The 20,407-nt window shown below is 31.1% G+C and carries 19 protein-coding genes; 8 read left to right on the top strand and 11 right to left on the bottom strand.

The features are described from left to right. Nucleotides 1-50: 50 nt before the first annotated feature. Both lipB and B4G36_RS08110 read right to left on the bottom strand, forming a co-directional pair. Nucleotides 51-764, bottom strand: coding sequence for a lipoyl(octanoyl) transferase LipB (lipB, locus tag B4G36_RS08115; protein WP_291063248.1), 714 nt, complete (start codon nt 762-764; stop codon nt 51-53). A 42-nt stretch (nt 765-806) separates the two neighbouring features. Further along, entirely contained in the window at nt 807-1,571 is a 765-nt protein-coding gene (locus tag B4G36_RS08110; protein WP_291063247.1) for a hypothetical protein, read from the bottom strand. Nucleotides 1,572-1,717: 146 nt separating this feature from the next. Between B4G36_RS08110 and B4G36_RS08105 the strand changes: the two genes are divergently transcribed. The 3 genes from B4G36_RS08105 to B4G36_RS08095 all read left to right on the top strand — a co-directional run bounded on the left by B4G36_RS08105 (nt 1,718) and on the right by B4G36_RS08095 (nt 5,634). Further along, complete coding sequence (locus B4G36_RS08105) at nt 1,718-3,886, top strand: S46 family peptidase (RefSeq protein ID WP_291063245.1); 2,169 nt, start codon at nt 1,718-1,720, stop codon at nt 3,884-3,886. Nucleotides 3,887-4,031: 145 nt separating this feature from the next. After that, nucleotides 4,032-5,168: an AI-2E family transporter gene (locus tag B4G36_RS08100; RefSeq protein WP_291063243.1), complete on the top strand. Its 1,137-nt coding sequence runs from the start codon at nt 4,032-4,034 to the stop codon at nt 5,166-5,168. A gap of 133 nt (nt 5,169-5,301) precedes the next feature. Then, a complete protein-coding gene (locus B4G36_RS08095; RefSeq protein ID WP_291063241.1) occupies nt 5,302-5,634 on the top strand; it encodes a hypothetical protein in 333 nt (110 codons plus the stop codon). A 303-nt stretch (nt 5,635-5,937) separates the two neighbouring features. Here the strand turns inward: B4G36_RS08095 and B4G36_RS08090 are convergent, their stop codons facing one another. The 4 genes from B4G36_RS08090 to B4G36_RS08075 form a co-directional block, all read right to left on the bottom strand. Continuing rightward, nucleotides 5,938-6,513 carry a phosphatase PAP2 family protein gene (locus B4G36_RS08090; RefSeq protein ID WP_286495505.1) on the bottom strand — a complete coding sequence of 192 codons (576 nt, stop codon included), beginning with the start codon at nt 6,511-6,513 and terminating at the stop codon, nt 5,938-5,940. Next, complete coding sequence (locus B4G36_RS08085; protein WP_286495506.1) at nt 6,513-7,067, bottom strand: twin-arginine translocase TatA/TatE family subunit; 555 nt, start codon at nt 7,065-7,067, stop codon at nt 6,513-6,515. The genes B4G36_RS08090 and B4G36_RS08085 overlap by 1 nt, the downstream gene beginning before the upstream one ends. 92 nt (nt 7,068-7,159) lie before the next feature. Beyond that, nucleotides 7,160-10,075 carry a protein translocase subunit SecD gene (gene secD, locus B4G36_RS08080; protein ID WP_291063237.1) on the bottom strand — a complete coding sequence of 972 codons (2,916 nt, stop codon included), beginning with the start codon at nt 10,073-10,075 and terminating at the stop codon, nt 7,160-7,162. 121 nt (nt 10,076-10,196) lie between these two features. Further along, nucleotides 10,197-11,045, bottom strand: a complete 849-nt coding sequence (locus B4G36_RS08075; RefSeq protein ID WP_291063235.1) for a DUF6929 family protein — start codon at nt 11,043-11,045, stop codon at nt 10,197-10,199. Between the two features lie 124 nt (nt 11,046-11,169). On the opposite strand from B4G36_RS08075, the gene B4G36_RS08070 reads away from it, so the two are divergent. The 5 genes from B4G36_RS08070 to mnmE all read left to right on the top strand — a co-directional run bounded on the left by B4G36_RS08070 (nt 11,170) and on the right by mnmE (nt 16,274). Then, entirely contained in the window at nt 11,170-12,387 is a 1,218-nt protein-coding gene (locus B4G36_RS08070) for an MDR family MFS transporter (protein WP_219034569.1), read from the top strand. 37 nt (nt 12,388-12,424) lie between these two features. Beyond that, the gene (locus B4G36_RS08065) at nt 12,425-12,991 is read left to right on the top strand and encodes a cob(I)yrinic acid a,c-diamide adenosyltransferase (protein ID WP_125350685.1); all 567 of its coding nucleotides are present in this window, start codon (nt 12,425-12,427) and stop codon (nt 12,989-12,991) included. Continuing rightward, nucleotides 12,984-13,616 (top strand): thiamine diphosphokinase, encoded by a 633-nt coding sequence (locus tag B4G36_RS08060; RefSeq protein ID WP_291063233.1) that lies wholly within the window; start codon nt 12,984-12,986, stop codon nt 13,614-13,616. The genes B4G36_RS08065 and B4G36_RS08060 overlap by 8 nt, the downstream gene beginning before the upstream one ends. 65 nt (nt 13,617-13,681) lie before the next feature. Then, entirely contained in the window at nt 13,682-14,416 is a 735-nt protein-coding gene (locus tag B4G36_RS08055) for an SIMPL domain-containing protein (protein ID WP_291063231.1), read from the top strand. 460 nt (nt 14,417-14,876) lie between these two features. Further along, nucleotides 14,877-16,274 carry a tRNA uridine-5-carboxymethylaminomethyl(34) synthesis GTPase MnmE gene (gene mnmE, locus B4G36_RS08050; protein WP_115000468.1) on the top strand — a complete coding sequence of 466 codons (1,398 nt, stop codon included), beginning with the start codon at nt 14,877-14,879 and terminating at the stop codon, nt 16,272-16,274. Between the two features lie 73 nt (nt 16,275-16,347). On the opposite strand, the gene B4G36_RS08045 is transcribed toward mnmE, so the two are convergent. From B4G36_RS08045 to B4G36_RS08025, 5 genes are all read right to left on the bottom strand, one after another. Then, nucleotides 16,348-16,527 carry a hypothetical protein gene (locus B4G36_RS08045; RefSeq protein WP_291063229.1) on the bottom strand — a complete coding sequence of 60 codons (180 nt, stop codon included), beginning with the start codon at nt 16,525-16,527 and terminating at the stop codon, nt 16,348-16,350. A gap of 275 nt (nt 16,528-16,802) precedes the next feature. Further along, nucleotides 16,803-17,030: a hypothetical protein gene (locus B4G36_RS08040; protein ID WP_115000470.1), complete on the bottom strand. Its 228-nt coding sequence runs from the start codon at nt 17,028-17,030 to the stop codon at nt 16,803-16,805. Beyond that, complete coding sequence (locus tag B4G36_RS08035) at nt 17,017-17,433, bottom strand: DUF5675 family protein (RefSeq protein ID WP_306822320.1); 417 nt, start codon at nt 17,431-17,433, stop codon at nt 17,017-17,019. The genes B4G36_RS08040 and B4G36_RS08035 overlap by 14 nt, the downstream gene beginning before the upstream one ends. Further along, the gene (locus B4G36_RS08030) at nt 17,430-18,185 is read right to left on the bottom strand and encodes a hypothetical protein (RefSeq protein WP_291063226.1); all 756 of its coding nucleotides are present in this window, start codon (nt 18,183-18,185) and stop codon (nt 17,430-17,432) included. The genes B4G36_RS08035 and B4G36_RS08030 overlap by 4 nt, the downstream gene beginning before the upstream one ends. Before the next feature lie 132 nt (nt 18,186-18,317). After that, nucleotides 18,318-19,946, bottom strand: a complete 1,629-nt coding sequence (locus B4G36_RS08025; RefSeq protein ID WP_291063224.1) for a helix-turn-helix domain-containing protein — start codon at nt 19,944-19,946, stop codon at nt 18,318-18,320. Nucleotides 19,947-20,407 lie beyond the last annotated feature (461 nt).

Raw genomic sequence — 20,407 nt, 5'->3', positions numbered from 1 at the left:
AATATTAACAACTTAAAAATTAATATTAACTAAATGCACTACGGGTTATCTTATTTAAATTCTACATCAAAAACTTCTGCAAAATGTTTTTTTGTAAACGCTTTCACTTCGTTCATATCTACCTGATATCCAAGTTCTCTTTCCAATGAAGCAACAGCTTTATCGTGAATTCCGCATGGAACTATGTATTCAAAATAACGCAAATCTGTATTCACATTTAGTGCAAAACCATGCATTGTTACCCAACGTGAAGCCTTAACACCCATTGCACAAATTTTTCGAGCAAAAGGTCGACCAACATCCAACCAAACACCAGTTTCTCCTTGAGAACGCTCACCTTTTAGTCCATATTCGGCAATAGTTTTGATAATCACTTCTTCCAAATTGCGCATATACAAATGAATATCTGGCTTGAAATTATCCAAATCAATAATAGGATAACCAACTAATTGTTGCGGTCCATGATAGGTAATATCTCCACCACGATTCGTTTTCACAAAAGTTGCATTTATTTCATTTAATTTATCACTCGAAGCCAACATATTTTCTAAATGTCCACTTTTTCCAAGTGTATAAACATGCGCATGTTCTACAAAAAGTAGATGATTTCTAGTATTTTTAAAATCTGAACTTCCCTCCTTATCTTGCGCTCTATTATATTGTTTTACAGCTATATTTTCTGCTAAAAGACTTTCTTGATAATCCCAAATCTCTTGGTAATCTCTGTTAATTCCTAAATCTTGGAATTCGACAATTTGTTTCATTTCACAATGTGTTTCGAATGTCAAATTTACGAAACTAAGAACTTAATAAGTAATTTTGACTGATTTATTCTTAACAGAAATAATATCGTTAAATGTAAAATTTAGTTTGATCGTTTTTTGATCAAAAGAAAGGTTAGCATCTTTATTTGTACTACTTACTATTTTTTTTGGTGCATGAATGATCAATTGATAATTAAACATCTTATTGAACATCATATTATCCTCCATTCTCCTATCAAATTTACTTGTTAGGCTTTTAATTAATTTTTCATATTCATTTTTATTGAATACAATTTCAAAACTGTTCGTGTTTATATTTTTCTGATTATTTAAATAATTCGTGTTAAACGGATTATCAATCGCGATAAATAAATTAAACAAAAAATCATTCAATTCTTTACTTTCCTTATTTATCGAAGTTGGTTTCGAAATTAATACTGATGAATAAGTTAACTCATTAAAATCTACAAACACTTTGTGGTGTTTAAACTTCTCGAATGCTAACTTATTTTCCTCAAAATAATTGATTGCATTACTTCTTTTATCTTTCAAAAAATCTTCGTCATCTGTCATTATTTTGAATAGAGTTTCTATTGTTAAACCTTTTTTCAAATCTTCGACAACTTGTTTTTTTTCATCCAAAAGCGCATTATAACCTGACTCATCTTGAATAAATGATTTTAGGTCGTTGCCATTTAAAGAATAATTATAATCAATTTTCCCATCCTCTTTTATGACATATTCTTCTTTTATTGTACACGATTGCAATCCTAAAACCATTAAACCAACTACTAATATTCTTTTCATTTAGCTAAATTTTGATTGTAAAAATACTCGAAATTATTTTTTATAATCTCACTAAAAATAATGGTTTTGAGCATACATTAACGATTGAATAAAAATCTTTATCTTTGGAATTCTAAGAAATCGGTAAACAAAATAATCAAATAAAAATGAAGAAATTATTCGTTAAAGGATCTATTTTAATGGCTTTGTTTGCAAACTTTAGTGTTTTTGCACAACAAGGTGGTGGAATGTGGATTCCAACAGAATTGAATGAAAAGGAAATGAAAGACATGGGATTGAAAATCTCATCAAAAGACATTTTCAGTACTGGAGATAAAAGTATCAACAATGCAGTTGCTCACTTTGGTGGCGGTTGTACATCCGAAGTTATTTCTCCAAATGGTTTATTATTAACTAATCATCACTGTGGTTATGGAGAAATCCAAGCACATTCGTCTTTAGAAAATGATTATTTAACAGATGGTTTTTGGGCAAAAGAGTTGAAAGACGAATTACCAAACGAAGGTTTAACAGCTACTTTTATTGTAGATATTAAAGATGTAACTACTGCAATTTTAGCTGGCGTTAACGATAATATGTCGGAGGAAGATCGTAACAAAATCATCAAGAAAAATATTGAAGATTTTAATGCAAAAACTAAGACAGAATCTTACCGTTCAGTATTTATCAAACCTTTTTACAAAGGAAATAAATATTACCAATTTACGACAGAAACATACAAAGATGTTCGTTTAGTTGGTGCGCCACCTTCTGCAATTGGAAAATATGGAAATGATACAGACAACTGGGTTTGGCCACGTCATACAGGAGATTTCTCGATGTTTAGAATTTATGCAGATAAAAACAACAAACCTGCAGATTATTCACCAAACAATGTTCCGTACAAACCAAAACATTTCTTACCTATTAATATTTCGGGAATTAGCGAGAATGATTTCACGTTTGTATATGGTTTCCCAGGTACGACGGACGAATATTTACCAGCTTCTTCTATCCAGCAAATAAAAGATGTAATTGATCCTGCGCGTATCAATGTGCGTACAATTGCGTTATCTCATATCGATAAAAAAATGCGTGAAGACGATGCAACTCGTATCGCTTATGCATCTAAACAAGCGCGTATTTCGAATGCACATAAAAAATGGATTGGTGAAGTTTTAGGATTAAACCGTTCGAAAGCTGTAGAAAAACGTCAACAATACGAGCAAGAATTTATGAATCGTATTGCAAAAAATCCTAAATTAAAAGGTGAATATTCGAATATTATTTCAGAATTAAATCAAGTTAATAAAGCAAATCAAGATTATAATTTAGCGTACACAATGTATTCTGAAACATTTTTCTCAAATTCAGAAACATTCAGAATGGCGTTAACATTGAACAATATTTTGAATTCGGTTGGACAAAAAAATTACGCAGAAACAAAAGCTAAAGCGTTGAATACAGTTGCGTCTATGCACAAGGATTATAATCCAGAATTGGATAAAACAATTTCTTCTGATTTAGCAGATAATTATTTCAAAGTTGTTCCTCAAAATTTATTACCAACTACAACAGCTGCAAATATCAAAACAGCTTTAGGAAATTCGGTAATCAACGGAACGAAAAAAATTAATGGTCAATCTGTTTTAGGAAATATCAAAACTTTGGCTGAAAATGATGCTGAGTTTATCAAAGCCTTAAAAGAAGATGCTTTAATTGCTCAAATTCGTTTAATTTTAGATGCAAATCAAACGAAAGTAACGCCTACATATTTAGCGAATCAAGATAAAATCAACAAGTTGATGCGTACATATATGAAAGCGCAAATGGATGTATTTACAGACAAGAAAATCTTCCCAGATGCAAATTCAACTTTACGTGTAACTTACGGAAAAGTTGATGGTTACCAACCTCGCGATGCGGTTTATTACGAACCTGTAACGCACATGGAAGGTGTAATGGAAAAATATATTCCAGGTGATTATGAGTATGATTTACCAAAACAAATGTTAAGTTTATATGACAAAAAAGATTACGGAAAATACGCGGATAAAAATGGTAAATTGCCTGTAAACTTTATTGCAACAAACCATACAACTGGTGGTAATTCTGGTTCTCCAGCATTGAATGCAAAAGGAGAATTAATCGGATTGAATTTTGACCGTGTTTGGGAAGGAACAATGTCAGATTTAAATTATGATCCAGAGATTTGTCGTAATATTATGGTGGACTCTCGTTACATTTTGTGGGTAGTTGACAAGTATGCTAATGCGCAACGTTTGATTGATGAAATGACCATCGTTGACGAAAACAAAAATGCAAAGAAAAAATAATATTTTTCACTATATTCTGAAAACCACGTTTTTATAACGTGGTTTTTTTATTGAAATATACATAAGATTCAAATAAAATCTTAAGAAATAAAACTATATTTATACAACTTATCTAAAAAATTGTCAAAATAAAACACTCATAATTATGGAAGTCATAAGAAAATGGCCTTTTTATTTAAAACTAACTTGCACATTATTGTCAATCATTTGTTTAACATTTATTTCAATAATAGGTAAAGGAATTTTAGTTCCATTAATATTAGGCTTCTTAATTTCAATATTATTAGCACCCGTTTGTTCATTTTTCGAAAGATATTTACGCATTCCACGTGTTATTTCAAGTATCATTACCACCTTGCTTTTTGCAGCATTTATCTTAGGAATTTTCTATTTGATTGCTATACAAATGGCTGAAATAGCAAATGAATGGCCTACGTTTCAGAAACAAATCATAGAAGCATTTATGAATTTGCAAGATTGGATTCACCATACCTTTGGTGTTAATTCGCATGCGCAAATGGAATATTTGACAAAGAATGTCAAAACGACTATCGAAACGAGTACAATTGTAATCGAAAAAGTAATTTCTATTGTTTCATCGATGGCTGTTACAGTCTTGTTCACTTTTTTATACATTGTTTTCTTGTTGATTTATCGTCGTCATTTGGTAAAATTCTTATATTACGCATTCAATTCAAATACACACGACCAGGTTTATAATGTCATTACATCTATTCAAAAAATGGTCAAACAATATTTGATTGGCTTGTTTTTACAAATGTTAGTCGTATCAATTTTATCCTTTATTGCATTTTCTATTCTTGGACTTAAATACAAATTTGTTTTAGCTATTTTAACTGGCGTTCTAAATGTTGTTCCATATGTAGGAATTGTTATTTCGTTAATTATAACGCTAATAATCACATTTGCTACAATGTCAGCTTCAAAATTGTTCTTTGTTATAATTGCATTTATTGCAATTCATGCAATTGATGGAAATGTAGTGATGCCAAAAATTGTAGGTTCTAAAGTAAAAATCAATTCTTTGATTGTGATTATTGGATTAGTAATTGGAGAAATGACGTGGGGAATTATGGGCATGCTATTATCGATTCCAATACTTGCGTTGATGAAAATTGTTTTTGATAATGTGACTGAATTAAAACCTTGGGGCTATCTTTTGGGTGATGAAGATTCAACAGAAATTGATGATGATTTAAATACATTTCTAGCCAAAAAGAAAGCTAAAAAAACAAAGAAGTTGGACGAGAATTTGGAATAGTCTGATTTCTATTTTACATAATTATCACTCTTTATGAAATATAATTTATTGTTTATTTTTAGTTTATTGATTTTTCAGTATTTCTTGCGAAAAAAAGTTAGAAAAAGAAGTAAATAAAAAATATAGTTATAGGATGATGTCTATTGATTATAGAAATTTATCTATAAGAATTTATGATTACTCTGATTCAATAGAATTTATAACATGGAAGAATATCAATGGTTACACAACAAAATCATTCAAAATCTCTAAGAACGATAAAAAAGCATTGGAAGAGAATATTTATAAAATAGTTACAACTCCATATGAAAATGAAATATTTTGCACAGACTATGTGGGGAAAATAAGTATTAGTATGTCCAATCTTAATAGCACATATTCTATTAATCTAAATTCTGTTTGTGATTGGAAAACATTCAATGAAGAAACTAAGAATATTTCTAAAATAATAGATCGCTATAAATAAAATTTTATTTTATCAAATAGGATGAGAAACTGAAATAAATTCAGTTTGATAATACAAAAAAAGTCTATAACAAATTGTTATAGACTTTTTTAATTTATATTAATCAAGATGAATTATTCCGAAAAAATCAAAGATAAGTAATAGAAAGGTTAATGTAGAAATCACAAAAAATTCAAAAGCATCTTTATAGCTTTTCAATATTGACATACTATTATAATGTTTTTCTTTCTTTATTTTTCTAATTCCTAAAATCAATGAACCTGCAAATAAAATAGATAAGCAAATCTCTGAATTTATATACATTTAATTCTTCTTCAAATATTTTTTTTCTAAGAAATAATACAATTTCAAGAAAAGAATCGAGAAAAATACTCCGATTAGTGTTCCGAAAAATATATCTCCTGTGAAATGTACCCCGACATAAACTCTACTGTAAGCAACCATTAACGCCCAAACAAGTAAGACATAAAGTAACCATTTGTAATGGCGTCTTAGCAGTATTCCAATAAAAATTGCAATCGCCATATGATTAGATGCATGCGCCGAAGTAAAACCGTATTTACCTCTACCCTCGCAATCTATCGGGCGAAATAATCCTTGAATCGATTCGGTGTAACATGGGCGAAAACGTTGAAAAGAATTTTTCAAGATATTTGTAAATTGATCTGCACACGCTATCATCAGTGCAATACAAACTCCAGCCAATAAGGTTTTTTTCCAACCAAGTTTTACATAAAGTAAGATGAGAAAGATGATATACAACGGAATCCATGTTTTTTTATCGGTTACGAATAACCAAAACCAATCCCATTTTTCGTTCCCTAAATTATTGAAATACAAAAATATTTGTACATCCCAATCAAAATAATCTTGTATCATTATCTACTTACTGATCCGCCTAAACCTAATGCTTCGTCTACAGATTTTGGTTCCACAACAACCGCTGGTTCCTCTACAATTGGCTCAACCACATTTTCTACAACGGGTTCTGTTGTTTCTTGCACATCCAATTCCAAATCCTGTACAGGATCTACAGCTTTCATAGTTGGTGCATCATCTTTCAACGCTGCATTTACTGTATTGTCTTGATGAATTGCTTGATGCATTTCATCTACTGGATTACGAACTTCATCAAATGATTTCTGAAAATCTTCCATTGGATTAATTTTCGCAAAAGAATCTTTGACTTCGTTCATTGGATTTAACTCTTTTATGGTATTCTGAATCTCTTTTGTAGGATCAACATCCTGAACAGGATTCATAATCTCTTGCTTGATATCTTCAGATGCTTCTTTTAATTTGCGCACAGCAGTTCCCAAACCACGAGCAATTTCTGGAATTTTATCTGGTCCAAAAATCACTACAGCAACCACCATAATAATCACGACTTCCTGGAAGTCTAAAAACGCTGGGTATATTACTAAACTATTCACTAAACAAATGTATAAAATCTAAATTTAGTAGAAGAAAAAAAGCCATCAAATTTCTTTGATGGCTTTCTTAAAATTTATTTAAAATTTGAATCTTATTTATTCATTTGACCTTTTTTAGTAAAGTCGTACAATAAAGGAGATGCAACGAAAATAGACGAGAATGTACCAATTACGATACCGATTAATTTCGCAAACATAAATCCTTTGATTGATTCTCCACCAAATGCAAAAATGATTAATACGATTAAGAACGTTGATAAAGACGTATTAATTGTACGTGATAATGTTTCTGAAGTAGAAATATTAATAATATCGTACAAGTTGTGGTTTTTCTCAACTGTTAAATTCTCACGAATACGATCCAAGATAATAATCGAGTCATTCATCGAATAACCAATTACCGTCAAAATCGCCGCGATAAACGCTTGGTCGATCTCCATGTTGAAAGGTAAAATTCCTTTGAATAAAGAGAAAACTCCTAACACAATAACCACGTCATGCGCTAAAGCAATGATAGTTGATAATGAGAATTGCCAACGTTTGAACATCACGATTAAGTAGAAGAAAATTGCAACTAATGCTAAAGAAACCGCTATGTAAGAAGCTCTTGTTGTATCATCGGCAATTGTAGGACCTACTTTTGCAGAAGACATTAAACCAATTGTAGCATTATCTTCAGAGAAATCTTTTTCAGACATATTCGCTGGTAAATAAGATTTAAGACCTGTATATAATTTGTCTTTAATCTCATCATCTACATTTGTTCCATCTTCGTCAGCCTTGTATGCTGTTGTAATTTTTACTTGATTTTGACCACCATACGTTTTCACCTGTGGTATCATTTTTTCACCATCTAACACGAAAACATCACCCAAACTTTCAGAAATTTGTTGTGGATCTACATGTTTATCAAAACGAACTGTATATGTACGTCCACCTTGGAATTCGATACCCATATCAAATCCTTTTGTGAAAATAGAAATTAAAGCAACTACTGTTAAAACAATTGAAATCGCATAAGAGATTTTTCTTGTTTTTAATAAGTCAACTTTAATGTTTTGTAACCAGTGCGCTGTAAATGATGTATAGAAAGGAACAGATTTTCCTTTTGCTAAACGTCCTTCTACAAAGTAACGTGTAATAAAAATCGCTGTAAATGTTGATGTAAAAATACCAATCATAAACGTTGTTGCGAAACCTACAACAGGTCCTTTACCAAAGAAGAATAAAATTAATGCTGTGATAAATGATGTCGAGTTGGCATCGATAATTGCAGAGAAAGCTCCTTTCCATGAATAAGCGAAATCTACTGCTTGACGTAATGATTTTCCTTTTCTTAATTCTTCTTTTACACGTTCGTAAATCAAGATATTCGCGTCCATTCCTGTTACCAATGTCAAGATAATCCCGGCAATACCTGGTAAAGATAATGTAGCTTTAAGTGATACTAAAAATCCTAATAAGAATAATAAGTTAACGATTAATGCAACGTTAGCATAAATACCTGCACGGCTGTAGTAGAACAACATCCAGATTAATACTAATGCAAATGCACAACCAAAAGCGATTAACGAACTGTTGATTGCTTCTTGTCCTAATGATGGACCAACAACCTCAGCAGAAACGATTTTAGATGAAGCTGGTAAAGAACCTGCTTGTAAAATGTTTGCTAAATCTTTTGCTTCGTCAATTGTAAAGTTTCCAGAAATAACTGAGTTACCTCCTGTAATTTGATTACTGATGTTTGGCGCAGAATACACCATATTGTCTAATACAATTGCAACACCTTGACCTGGTTGTCCAGGACCTGCAGGTTTCAACTCGTCTGTAATACGAGACCACTCTTGTGCTCCAACTTGATTCATTTGCATTGTAACAACAGGCTCATTTGTAAGAGAACCAGGATTACGTTCACCAGCAGCAGAAACTACTTTATCTCCTTCGATTAATGGTTCTTGCGTTCCATTTTTACCTTTTAAGACATAAAACTCTAATAATTTAGGAGCAGATTTATCATTCGCTTGTTTACCTAAATTCATTGGCTTATTCGCCCAAGAGTATTTGTATCCTCTAATGTTTGCTGGTAATCCAGGTACAAAACCTTTGTCTTGCATCACACGATTTACAACAGCTGTATCTTTTACATTAACAACAAAACTTGCATTAGAACCAGCTGGTTGCATAACTTCTGCTAAAGTTTTGATTGTTTGTCCTTTCTCATTTTTTACATTATATTTCTCTGTATTAACGCTAGAAAAATATTGTAAAACAGTAGGATCTTGACGAACAACTTGCCAAAACTCTAATTTTGCTGTAGATTGTAATAATTTTTTTACACGGTCTGTGTCAGAAACACCTGGTAATTCTACCAAGATACGTCCATCACCTTTATCACCTAAACGTTGAATTACTGGCTCAACAACACCAAATTGATTAATACGAGAGCTAATTACATCATAAGCTGTTGCAACTTTAGCTTCGATATCTTTACGGATTACTTCTTTTACCTGATCGTCAGAAGCATTGTACGCAATTTTATCCGCATTGTTTTTGTTTCCAAACAAATCTGCAGCTGCGTATTTTGTTCCTCCTTTTATTTTATCAAATTCTTGAAAAAATAATTCGACATAAGGTACGTTACCGTTTGTTTTTTGAGCTTTATCTGTAGCGTCCAAAGCCGTTGCCAACATAGGGTTTTGACTTTTCGCTGATAAATTCTCGATTAAATCTCTTTCAGAAACTTGTAAAATTACGTTGATACCACCTTTCAAATCTAATCCTAAATTGATTTCATTGTTTTTGGCATACCCATAATCGTACTTAATAATTCCCAAATCAAGAGGATGCTGAGCCAAGCTATCTAAAATTCTTGGTTCGTCTTCTGGCTTACTCGCCAAGCGCGCCGCCTCATGCTCCACTTTAGTTGTGTACCAAGTATAACTTAGTTGTCTGATACACAAGAGACTTAAAATAATTGCAAATGCTGCAATGAGCCATCTTCCTCGCATAATGTTTAATTGATAAATAAATTTTGACGGACAAATATAATAGTCTTGAAAATACTTTCACAATTTTTTAAGAATAAATCGAAAATCGATGTCCGTATTTCGAAATTCTTTATTCAAAAAATTAGATTTCCTTTTGGTATTTGTAGATGTAAATTGACGCTTTATTGGAGTCATCATCATTATCTTCGCACAAATACAAGGTATAATTCTTTCCAGATTCTTTATACAACGCTAAACCTTCGATTTTCTTATCATCCGAAATTTTTTGCCAACGTATAACCTCCATTCTAGCTAAATCTAACTCACCAATAATAGAACCTTTTATTTCTCCATTAAACTGAGTTGTACTTTTAGATTCTACTGTTGCTGTAAACAAAACTTTTCCATCTACTAAAATAGCATCTGAAAAAGTAGTGGTTTCATTGTTAATTTTAGGCAAAGTGATTGGAAAAAAATCAATTGATTTTCCTCTCAAATCATTTATCTTGCCTCCCACTCTATAAATTCCGTTTACGCCAGCAGGACCATTTCCTCTGTTGAAAAAATATGTACAATGTCCATCTGTAATAATTCCTTCGATGTTAAAATCTTTTTTAGATAAATTTGAAACCTTTAAAAATTCATCCAAAAGAAAACTATAATTATCGTTTTGTACCTCTTTGGTTTTGATGTTATATGAAATCAAATCGAAACGATTTTCTTTAGAGCCCGATCCAAGAATGTACAAATGATTGTCAAATTTTGTAATCGCTTCAAAATCTGGTTTATCTTTTTTAGTGATATGTTTTGATTTTACTTCTGGATTCAAATCAACTTTATCCACTTCTTTTTTCTTTTTATTGTAAACGTACAAATGTGCTTTATCATCGGAAATCGTGTAAACATGGTGTTTATCAACCACTAATCCAGACGCCGCTCCAAGCCCATTTATGACAATTAAAACCTTAAGAATGAAATTGTAAAACAACATAGATGTAAGATTTATTTTTAAGAGGTTTCAAAAGTAATCAAAGAATATCAGAAACCTTGATAAATAACCATTTTTTTGAAAAAAAAAGAACTTAACTTTGTAGCATTTAAAAGAAAATTGAGAGATGAAAAAAATTCTAAAAATTTACATTGACGCTTACAGCGGACTTTCGAAAGAATCTTGGATGTTAGCCATCGTAATGTTGTTGAACCGAATGGGTTCGATGGTTTTACCATTTTTAGGAATTTATATGATCTCCGAATTAGGATTTTCTTTAGAAAACTCGGGAATAGTTTTGAGTTGTTTTGGAGTTGGTTCTGTAATTGGTTCTTGGCTTGGAGGTTGGATAACAGATAAAATCGGAAACTTTAAAGTACAAGCCATCAGTTTATTTCTGAGTGCTCCGATGTTTTTGATTTTACCTTATTTTAAAACGGTAGAATCTTTTGCTGTTATTATGCTTGTTTTGAGTATTATTAGCGAAATGTTTCGTCCTGCAAACTCAGTTGCCATCACGCGTTATGCAAAGAAAGAAAATATCACTCGTGCTTTTTCGTTGAATAGAATGGCGGTTAATTTAGGTTTCTCAATTGGTCCATCAATGGGAGGTTTTTTATCTAATTATTCGTACGATTTATTATTCTATTGCAATGCAGGAGCTGCTTTGGTTGCTGGAATTGTATTCTTTGTCTTTTTCAATGGACGAAAAGAACGAAATGCTGCTACAGAAAATATTTCTGATAAAACAGTTGTCGAAAAAGAACGTAATGCATACACTGATACACCTTTCTTAGTATTCAATCTGTTTTGTGTATTATTCTCTATTGCATTTTTCCAAATCCTAAATACACTTCCATTATTTTACAAAGATGTAGTTCATTTAACACAAACAGAAATTGGATTATTAATGGGATTCAGTGGAATAATCATTGTTGTATTCGAAATGTTATTGATCCATTACACCGAAAAACGATTTTCAGTTACTCAACTTTTAGTTTTTGGTTCATTTGTCACAGCAATTAGTTATTTTATCTTCACATTTAGTCACACATTAGGTATGTTATATTTAGCAATTGGACTAATGTCTATTGGAGAAATGCTTGTTTTACCTTTGATGTCAACGGTAACAGCTTTTCGTTCGCAAAAAAATAACCGAGGAGCTTATATGGGATTGAACGGAATGACAGCTGCAATTGCCTTTATTGTTTCGCCATTTTTAGGAACTCACATTGCTACCGATTATGGTTTTAATATACTTTGGATAATCACCACAGTTATTTTAGTTATCGTAGCTATCGGATATCACTTTTTTACTAAACCACTTTTACCAAAAAATATTTAAGATTTTCTTATCTTCGATAATTATAAGTTGAAATCACATGAAAGTATATACAAAAACAGGAGACAAAGGAACAACAGGTTTATATGGAGGAACACGTGTCTCTAAAAATAGTTTAAAGATTGATTCTTACGGAACAGTTGACGAATTAAATTCTTATTTAGGATTAATTCGTTCATATGAAATTGATCCAGCATTAGAGGAAGAAATTATCATCATCCAAAAAGGTTTATTCAATCTTGGTGCTGAATTAGCAACGCCAGTCGATAAATTATACTTGGCAAATGGTAAACCTCGTATTCCGAAAACCGTTACTGAAGAAGATATTGTTCAATTGGAAGAATGGATTGATGATTTGGAAGGACAATTAGAACAATTGACACATTTTATTCTTCCAGGTGGAAATCAAGCAGCTTCTCATGCACATGTTGCGCGTTGTATTTGTCGTCGTGCAGAACGCTTAACAGTTGGTTTAGCTGAAGAAGAAGAAATCCGTCCAGAATTACAAAAATACTTGAATCGTCTTTCTGATTATCTGTTCGTTTTAGGGCGAAAAATTGCCACAGACAATAATCACGAAGAAGTAAAATGGATTCCAGGTGAATAAAAAAGCACTTTTATTTTTGAATGGCGAAATCCCTACTATTCTGCCTGATACATCAAATTATGATATGATTTTTTGTACAGATGGTGCATTTCATTATTTACAAAAATTACATATAACGCCCGATGTTATTTCGGGCGATTTTGATTCTTTTGAAATCAGTCAGTTTCCTCCTGAAACAGAAGTTATTTCTACTCCAGATCAAAATGACACAGATTTTGCAAAAGCCTTACAAATCATTTTGGATAAAGGTTTTGAACAGGTTGATGTTTTTGGAGCAAGTGGTCGTCAACAAGATCATTTTATTGGAAATTTGAATGCGGCTTATCGTTTCAAAGATCAAATCAATATTTTATTTTACGATAATTATAGTCAATATTTTTTCGCAGAAAAACAAACAAAGTTAGAAGGCTATTTTGGACGAACAATTTCGCTCCTACCCTTTCCTGAATGTAAAAACATTGTCACAAAAGGCTTGGAATATCCGTTGAATAACGAAGATTTGAACTTACTTTCTCGCATAGGAACTCGTAACAAAGCCAATGAAGATGTGGTTACAATTGATTATTCAGAAGGTAATTTAATCATCTTTATCATCGATCAAGAATTTCCTATTTTGATTGCTTAATTTCACTATTTTCAGTGAAATACATCTTTAGTATTTTTTGTACATTTACTGAAAACCAAATTACTATGAATAAATTTTTAGTTATTGTAGCATCTATTTTAGCCGTTGGGTTAATTGCTGCAACATGTATATTAGGAAACGCTTACAAATACAAATTCAGAAGTTCTGAATCGATCAATGTTACTGGAAATGCTTTGAAAGATTTTAATGCTGATTTAGTCAAATGGCGTGCAACTTTTAGTCGCAAAGATTATGATTTGCGCATTGCTTCGGATCAATTAAAAGCTGATCAAACGGTTGTCAAAAACTTTTTGATTTCGCAAGGAATCAATCCAAAAGAAATTGTTTTTGAAGCGGTAAATATTTCAAAAGATTTTCAGTACGGAACAGATGCAAACGGAAATTCGATTAGTCAATTTACTGGTTATAATCTAACTCAAGACGCAACAATCGAATCGAAAGAATTGGATAAAATAGAAAAAGCTTCGCGCGAAATCTCTACATTAATTAGTCAAGGAATTGAGCTGAGTTCTTCTAATCCAAATTATTATTACTCGAAATTAGAAGATTTGAAACTTGAGTTGATTGCGCAAGCTTCTGAAAATGCAAAACAACGTGCAGAAAATATTGCTACAAAATCTGGCACTAGTTTAGGAAAATTAAAACAAGCCGATTTGGGTATTTTTCAGATAACAGGTAAAAATGATAATGAAGAGTATTCTGCTGGTGGATCATTGAATACAACATCACGTCAGAAGACAGCTCAAATTACAGTGAGAGCAAGTTATAATTCAAATTAAAATAAATAAAAAAGCTTCTTAATATTAAGAAGCTTTTTTTTTATTTAAATACTACTACAAGTAATACCAAAATAGATATTACAATAAGTACATCTACAATTTTAATTCTAAAATTACCAATTCCAAAACCTCTTTTTGTAGCATAATTTTTCTTTAATGACATTATAAATTCCAATTTCTAAAAGAAATACTAAAAGTGTGCCAATTATCTATCAAAATCTAATTTTTTATAAGTTGATGATAATTTAGAATCATAGGATTAAAACCATTTGACTAAAAATTTTAATTTCATGATCCTCAAATTCTTTCCCAATAGCATCAGATGTAGCAGTAATTAGTTCAGGTTAAAAAACATCCCTTTTTAAGTATTAATATATTAACAGTAAATATTTTTACATTTTAAAAAATTATCATATAAATTATAATTTTCCAACAACTTATTATGTTGTAAATTTGCCTTATGCTAAACAACGATACAATTTGTGCATTGGCAACTGCCAATGGAATGGGCGCTATAGCGGTTATTCGTATTTCTGGACCAGAATCAATTTCTAAAGTTGCTCAGATTTATCAATCAAAATTTAATTCAACTAAATCTTTGAATGACGCTTCTTCTCATACCATACATTTGGGTTATGTGATGGATGGAGATACCATTGTTGACGAAGCATTATTCTCAATATTTAAAAATCCTCATTCATATACAGGTGAAGATGTCGTAGAAATTTCGACACATGGATCGATTTATATTCAGCAAAAGGTATTGGAATTATTAAATAAAATTGGCATTCGAAATGCCAATCCAGGTGAATATACTTTCAGAGCCTTTTGGAATGGTAAAATGGATTTAACACAAGCAGAAGCTGTTGCTGATCTTATTTCTTCGGATTCTAAGGCTTCGCACGAAATTGCTATCAAACAAATGCGTGGAGGATTCTCTAATCAAATCAAAGATTTAAGAGAACAAATGATCAATTTTGCAGCTTTGATGGAATTAGAATTGGATTTTTCTGAAGAAGATGTTGAATTTGCAGATCGTACACAATTTTATGATTTATTGAATAAATTACAATCCATCTTAAAACGTTTAGCTGATTCTTTTGCTTTTGGAAATGTTATCAAAAATGGAGTACCAGTAGCTATTGTTGGTGCGCCAAATGCAGGGAAATCTACTTTATTAAATGCATTATTAAACGAAGAACGTGCTATTGTTTCGGATATTGAAGGAACAACTCGTGATACCATTGAAGAAACCATTTATATTGACGGTGTTGGGTTCCGTTTTATTGATACAGCTGGAATTCGAGAAGCTGGCGATACGATAGAACGGATTGGAATTGAAAAAACATTCGAAAAAATAGACAATGCTTCTATTATCATCTATTTGTATGATGCCAATATAACTGCTGATAATCAAATTGCGAATCAGTTAGATGATTTGCAACGTAGAGGAAAAATCTTGTTTAATGTTGCCAATAAAATTGATGTAAACAATAACGAATCAGCTATTTCTGATGCTATCAAACAAGAGTTTAAAGATGTTGTTCATTTAGAAATTTCAGCTAAAGATCAATATAATATCGAAGCATTGAAAGAAAATCTGATTCATCAAATCAAATTGAAAGGAACAAATCAGGATGACACAATCGTTACGAACTCTCGTCACTTAGAAGCATTACAAAACACACTTTCTCAAATTGGAAAGATCAAACAAGGAATGGACATGGGACTTCCTGGGGATTTGTTAGCAATGGATATCCGTGAAGCTTTAACATATTTGGGACATATTACAGGTGAAATAGATGTGGATCAAGATATATTAGGGACGATATTTGGCAAGTTTTGCATCGGGAAATAATACTTATTAAAAATTATGTTATATAGAAAAAGGTTTTCAATTAAAAAATTGAGAACCTTTTTCATTTTTGGTTTTACGATTTCATCTTAAAAGCAATCAAAAATTCGTCAAAAGTTAGGAAGTCTTTTTTCTCTTTACCGATTATCTGCTTTGCTCTATTGAGTAAGCGTAGACTTTGCCTATACCCCTTTCCCGTAATAATTGATACATCTTTCGGATAAATCACCATTCTTTTTAATTCGTTATTTTTCATTTCTGTAATAATTAACATTACCTCAATGAAACTTAAATGAATGATGTTAAAATTTACATCAATAAAATAAGATTTCCAAATCTTACTTGTAATCAAACACTTAGTCTTCGTCGTAAGGGTTGTTTTTCTTATGCAGTAAGTATGATGTTCCATAACTGCATATTGCTCCTACTATTCCCATACAAATCGTATAAACAAGTTGTTCCCATTGAATGGTCGCTACCAAACTTGTCATTGTTCCTCCTATTGTTCCAACAATTAACGATGTATTACTATTATTCATCATCATTACTTTGGTTTTTGTCGTTTACCGTCAATTGACTGACAGCTGATATTACTCCTCCTGCTACAGTCAAATAACCTCCTATCGTCACTAATGTTGCTGGTAATGCTATAGGAGCAGCAATTAATACACCTCCAATTGCAGCTAAGGTTAATCCTATATTTCGTAGTTGTTGGAATAATTTAGGTGTAGGTGCTGTAAAGCGATTAATAATTGTCATGTTGTTTACTTTTAATCCTTAAACTTACTTTTTGATCACGATCAAGTTTATCATTTACTAGAGTTTTAAGTTTTGTAAATGCTTTTCTTGATAACTCTCCTCTCCCTTCACCTGTTAATATGGTTACTGGAGCTATACATCCTTGTAATTCAGTTTTTGCATGATTGGCAGGATGAATCAAAATCAATGAACGATTGGGTACATTTGTAATCAGAAAATGTTGACCAAATTTTGGTGAGCTTCTCTTTTGGATTGCATAACATCCTTCTGGTATACATGAATTGCGGGGTTCGTTCTCCTTCCATGGTAACTCGATCGTATAACAAATAAACTTATCGTTGATGAATAAGCTACCATTTGTACCATTCGGATAATACATTCGTTCTACTACAATTGTCATCATGGTAAATTGATTTCGATTAAATGTGCTGCATTAAAACTTCCATTTTTTAATGGATACAAAACGGTATTCACCTCTTGGTAGAATTCGATTCCAATTGCTAAAGCGATTGTATGTTCTGAATTTGGAGAAAGATTGTTCAATAATTCTACATCATTCACTTCTACCTCATCGTATGGATAATAATCTGTATACGATGTTTTTGTAATGTATTCGTTTTTCTCAAAATCTATCTCTGTAGAAGCTGCTACAAATCGGTAATTGGTAGCTCCTTGTGGTGCTATTATCACATCTAAGGGTTTGTATGCTTCTAATGTAAATTTTGTTTCACCAGAAGTACGTTCTATATCTACTTGTACAGGAATTAAGACCGTTTTTAACCATGATGCCCCTGCATTAAAATCAAAGCCTTTCATCAGTAATTGATTTCCTTTGTGTACATTTCTTTGTCCACGAGCATTTGTAGTATCTTCTTTTAGGATACCATGCATTACTTTTGTGAGACGACTTGATAATTTGCTGTCTTTTGCATTTTTTATGATCGCATTGAATGCGTTTCGTAGTGTTTTTCCAGCAGTACCTGCATTCTTAAATTCTTGCATATTTTCTCTGGTACGCTGAAATCGCGGATCACTCATTATGGTATTACGGTCTATAGAGCTTTTTTCTCTCACCATATAACCATCTTTTGATTTGTAGAAGTTTAAATCTCCGATTGAACCTCTAAGTTTTAAAAAGCCTTTTTGCTTCGCCATTTTTTTAAATTTTTAATTAAACATTGATCTCCATTGCGCAATGGTTTTGTAAAGTTGCAATAGCGATCTGTTTAAAGCAATAGCTAAGTCTTTTTTAGCCCTTGTATGTCAATAAATTACACTAATAAACCATTATATACTTTCTTTATTTTTTTGTTTTTGAATTTTTATAAAATCTAAGGGACGCAAGCCCGTTTCACTGTAAAAAACATTTGAAAATTGTCTTGGATTCATATAACCTGCTATTTCTCCTAATGCCCCTACACTATAATTAAGGTATTGTGGTTGTTCTTGTAATAAATCAGTAATAAATTTTATTCTCAACCGATTGATGTAAGAAGGAAAATTAATTCCTTTGTACTGATTGACACATTTTGATAAATAAGTGGTGTTTGTTGAAAATGATTTTGCCAAACTTACTACTGTTATATTAGGGTTTAAAAATTCTCTGTCCCGCTCAAATTCTTCAAATTTTAATAGTAAACTTTCAAATGCTTCTTTATTCAAATCCTCTTCATCTTTAATCGATATTCTCCGTTCTGTGTAACTTGATTGAGCAGATTCTTCAATAAACAGATTGTACTTTTCGATTAAATGTTTATTTTTATTTCTAGTTTTTACAATTCCTACGATCAATACTATTATTCCAGTAAAACACGCTGCCAATACGTAATATAATTTTTGAGACTTATTCAATATTTTTTCCTTTAATTTGAGCAATTGCACTGTGTCATATTCTTTGTATACAACTTGACTCATTTCTGCATCTAGCTTATAATTTAACTCATCCATTTTTAATAATTGATTGATTACATATAGTTGTCTGTTCGTATCAGAAGCTACCAATGTTTCCTCTAAAATGTTTTCGTATATCGGTCTATATTTAATTTCTAAGAAGTTGTATTCATTGAAAATACTATCTATTTTGTTAAAATATATTATTTTATGTTGTTGATTATTCAATTTATCAAATGCCTTTGCTTTGTAGTAATAAATTTTGGTTAGTGTATTAAAATCATTCGTTTTTATTAAAATATCTTCTTTAGTTGATAATAATTGAATAGACGTCACAAATTGATCATTTAAAAACTCATCAATTGCTTTATTTATCGTAAAGTATCTATGGAAAAATTCGTTATTTTCAAGTTTGCTTTTATTTAATCCTAATTGATTCAATTCTTTCGCTTTTGCTTTGTTACCAACTTCTTGATGGAGAGATGCTAATTGATATATTGTATTTAATAAATAGGCTTGGTAATCTTTGTTCTCTGGTTTTGATTGAAAAAAGTTTTTACATTTCAGCAACAATTCTTCTGCTTGGTTACATTGATTTAATTTGATTTTTATCATTGCCATATTAAATGTTACTTTATGTAATAAATATTGGTCTTTTGAATATTTTAACTCCTGATCTGCATATAAATAATTTTGTAACGCCTCTCTATAATCTTTTGCTTTGTAATAGGCTAGCCCTTTTGATAATAAAGCTGTTGCTATTAAATCTTTGTTTTTTAATTTCCGGGCAGTAATTATCGCACTATCTGCATATTCTATTTGAGTATTTAAATGACTTGAAAAAAAGATTCCTTCTTTATAAGCATAAAATAAATTTAGCTTATCCTTTTCTTTTTTAGCATTTCTTATATACGCTTGCACATAGATCATCGCATTTGGATGATGCTTTTCATCTATTAATGCATCCAATTTTTCTATTAGATAGACATTATCTTTTGAGGCTAAGGAATCAACTTGATTAGCCATTATTAAAAGGGGAAGTAGAAAGAGTATGTATGTGTACACTAGAACTCTTTTCATGGTATAGATCTATTGATTACTACTAAAATACTTTATTTTATATCGTAAATCGTTTATTAAGTACTTAATCGTTTAAAAGTGTATAATTTATAAATTATACATTCTTTTTATAAAATCTACTTGTTGTAATCTTTATTGTTCTATAAATATCTCTAGTTTTGAATGTCTTTGAACAAATAAGTCTAATCGATTACTTCAAAGAAACTTAAATGATGAATAAAAAAGAGAAGTTTTACTTCTCTTTTTTATTACCTCAACTTTATTGCCACTCTACTGCCACTATGTTGCCTTCATCTTGCCTTCATCTTGCCTTCATCTTGCCTTGATGTTGGGAGTATGTGGTAATGTGGTAATGTGGTAAGGTGGTAATGTGGTAATGTGGTAATGTGGTAATGTGGTAATGTGGT

Origin of the sequence: Empedobacter sp. UBA3239 (assembly GCF_002362875.1) — a bacterium.
Taxonomy (GTDB): Bacteria; Bacteroidota; Bacteroidia; order Flavobacteriales; family Weeksellaceae; genus Empedobacter; species Empedobacter falsenii_B.
This window is presented reverse-complemented; position numbering and strand designations above follow the sequence as displayed.